The following is a 2,815-nucleotide window of genomic DNA, read 5'->3' on the forward strand; positions in this document are numbered from 1 at the left end:
CTTTATGACGGGGTTCGGGGACATATCGATGGGTGTGCAGGCAATGAAGGCCGGTGCCGTCGATTTTCTGACCAAGCCTTTCAAGGATCAGGACATTCTCGACGCAGTGGCGGCGGCGATGAAACGCAACGCCGCGCACCGGCTCGAGAGTGCGCAGAGCGAAGCCGCTGCGTTGCTTGCGGGAAGCCTGACGCCACGCGAGCGCGAGGTCATGGAGGCCGTGGTCAAGGGGCTGATGAACAAGCAGATCGCCTATGAGCTTGGCATCAGCGAGGTCACGGTGAAGCTGCATCGCGGCAATGTGATGCGGAAAATGGAAGTTCGCTCGGTCGCCGAGCTTGTGCGAAAGGCCGAAATGCTGGGCGAAGGCGTACGACCACCTGTATCTTAGTATGGTATCTTTGAAACGGCCATGAGCGCATAACAGGAATTAGAAAGCAGTCAGAAAAGGTCGTTTCATTGCCCCCAGTCCCTACCATAGCCGTCGTCGACGACGATCAGGCCATCCGTGAAGCCATGGATGACCTCGTCAAGTCCTGCGGTTACGAGTGCCGGTTGTTCGCATCGGCGGAAGAGTTTCTCGCCTTCGAACCGCGATCCGCAATCGATTGCATGCTCGTCGATGTGAAGATGCCGGGTCTCAGTGGGATCGAGCTGCAGGCTGAATTGAACAAGCATTCGGGCCGTCCCCCGATGATCTTTGTCACCTCGTACAAGGATGAGCGGACGCGCAATACGGCGATCAACGGCGGCGCCTTCGCCTTTCTCGGCAAGCCGGTCGATATCGAGAAGCTGATCGGTTGCCTTGAGTCGGCGCTCAGTCACTGACAGCCGAAGGCAATTGAAATTGCAGAGATGGGATGGTTGCCGCCCTCCCCAGACGGCATCGCAGTGTGCCAAAATGTGGTGTTTCAGCCACCAAGCGGAGAGGACGGCAATATGAAGAATACGATGATTGGTGTGGATTTGGCAAAGAATGTAATCGTGCTCCACGGCGCGTCGATGAACGGCCATGTGAAGTTTCGAAAGAAGCTGTCACGCCTCCAGTTTCAGAAGTTCATGACGGAGCATCCGTCGGCAGTGGTTGTGATGGAAGCCTGCGGCAGTGCCCATTACTGGGCTCGGGAGATGACCAAGCTCGGCCATGAGGTGAAACTGATCGCGCCGCAATATGTGAAGCCTTTCGTAAAGCGCCAGAAGAACGATGCCGCCGATGCCGAGGCGATTGTGATTGCGGCCCAGCGGCCGGAGATGCGATTCGTCGAGCCGAAATCGGAAGAACAGCAGGCCAGGGCAGTGTTGTTCCGAGCTCGCCAGCGCCTCGTCCATCAGCGCACCGATCTGGTGAATGCATTGCGTGCCATTCTCTACGAATACGGCCACGCCGTCGCGCAAGGCATCCACCACATCCCTCGCATTAAGGAGATCGTCGAGGAACCAAAGAGCAATCTGCCCGAACTGGTCCGCCACGAATGCCAGGACCTTATCGACCAGATTGCATGGAAGACGGAGCGGATCGAGGCCAAGATCGTGCAGCTCAGGAAGCTGGCGACAGAGACCGAAACAATGCGGCGGCTGCAGACCATGCCGGGAGTTGGCCCGCTGACCGCGCTGGCGGTTGAAGCATTCGCACCCGACATGGCCAGCTTCAAACGCGGCCGGGACTTCGCGGCTTGGCTGGGCCTTGTCCCACGGCAGCATTCCTCGGGAGGTAAGGAACGCCTCGGGCGGGTTTCGAAGGAGGGACAAGCCGACATTCGCCAATTGCTCATCATCGGGGCCATGTCACGTTTGAACTGGCTAGGTCGCAGATCGATCTCCAAGGGATCTTGGCTGGCGAATATGCTGGCGAGAAAGCCGCGAATGCTCGTGGCGATCGCCCTGGCGAACAAGATGGCGCGGGCAATCTGGGCGATGCTGAGAACGAATGAGGATTATCGGAATCCGGCGTCGGCTGCGGCTGCATGATCGACCTGCAGCAAACAGCCCGGCGCCGGTAAAGGGGGGTGTGAGAAGGCGACGACCCGAATGGGCGCAACGATCGAACAGATCTGGATCAGGAAAACCAGCTGGAGCCAAAGAGCCAATGCGCTCGTTGTTGAGATTTGGACCTGATCTGCAGATCACCATACCGGCCAGCGGCCTCTGGAAATGCCGCACATGAAGGCCTGACAGAAGAATCCCATGGGGTAGATGACGGCCAGCGTTTTTGCAAAATGAGCGGTCGTCCTATCAACCGCCTATTATGAGGTTCCTGTCATGCTGAAGACCGAAAAACCCGCGACCGCCATCCAAACCAATCTTGCCGCAATCTTTGTCTCATTGGAACTGTCCCGTTCGACTTGGCTTCTCACATCATTGATACCGGGGAATGGTGAGAAGATGTCGAAACACAGCGTCGATGCCGGCAACATCGCCGGCTTGTTCGATCTATTTGCGACGTTGCGCGAAAGAAGTCGGGTCAGGACCGGTAATGAATGGCCGATCATCACGATCCAGGAAGCCGGACTTGATGGTTTCTGGATCCATCGCCTGCTTGCGGATAATGGCATCGAAAGCCACGTCGTCGACGCGGCATCGATCGCGACATCGCGCCGGCGCCGGCGGGTGAAGACCGATCGTGTTGATGGTGAGACGCTGCTGCGGGTGTTGCTTGCCTTCAAGCGCGGTGAACCGCGGGTATGTTCAATGGTGCGGGCTCCATCGCGCCAGGAGGAAGATGAGCGGCGGATCGGCCGCGAGCGCAAGGTGCTTATCGGCGAGCGCATTGCGCACGTCAATCGGATCAAGGGGCTCTTGTTCTCGCAAGGTATCA

Annotated in this window: 3 protein-coding genes and 1 pseudogene; all 4 read left to right on the forward strand. The window is 58.0% G+C overall.

The window, feature by feature from the left end; translation table 11 throughout:
* Positions 1-391, forward strand: a 391-nt coding sequence (locus tag AAAC48_RS03335; RefSeq protein ID WP_340652809.1) for a LuxR C-terminal-related transcriptional regulator, incomplete at its 5' end; no start/stop codon positions are given.
* Positions 392-459: 68 nt separating this feature from the next.
* Positions 460-828 carry a response regulator gene (locus AAAC48_RS03340; RefSeq protein ID WP_340652810.1) on the forward strand — a complete coding sequence of 123 codons (369 nt, stop codon included), beginning with the start codon at positions 460-462 and terminating at the stop codon, positions 826-828.
* Between the two features lie 111 nt (positions 829-939).
* Positions 940-1,968, forward strand: coding sequence for an IS110 family transposase (locus AAAC48_RS03345; protein WP_340652811.1), 1,029 nt, complete (start codon positions 940-942; stop codon positions 1,966-1,968).
* 291 nt (positions 1,969-2,259) lie between these two features.
* Positions 2,260-2,815: pseudogene (locus AAAC48_RS03350) on the forward strand (IS110 family transposase); the annotation flags it as partial.

Source organism: Phyllobacterium sp. (assembly GCF_037994405.1).
Classification (GTDB): domain Bacteria; phylum Pseudomonadota; class Alphaproteobacteria; order Rhizobiales; family Rhizobiaceae; genus Phyllobacterium.

Excerpts from the sequence above, each read along its gene's own strand:
- AAAC48_RS03345 (WP_340652811.1), top strand. The coding sequence starts at position 940 with ATGAAGAATACGATGATTGGTGTGGATTTGGCAAAGAATGTAATCGTG.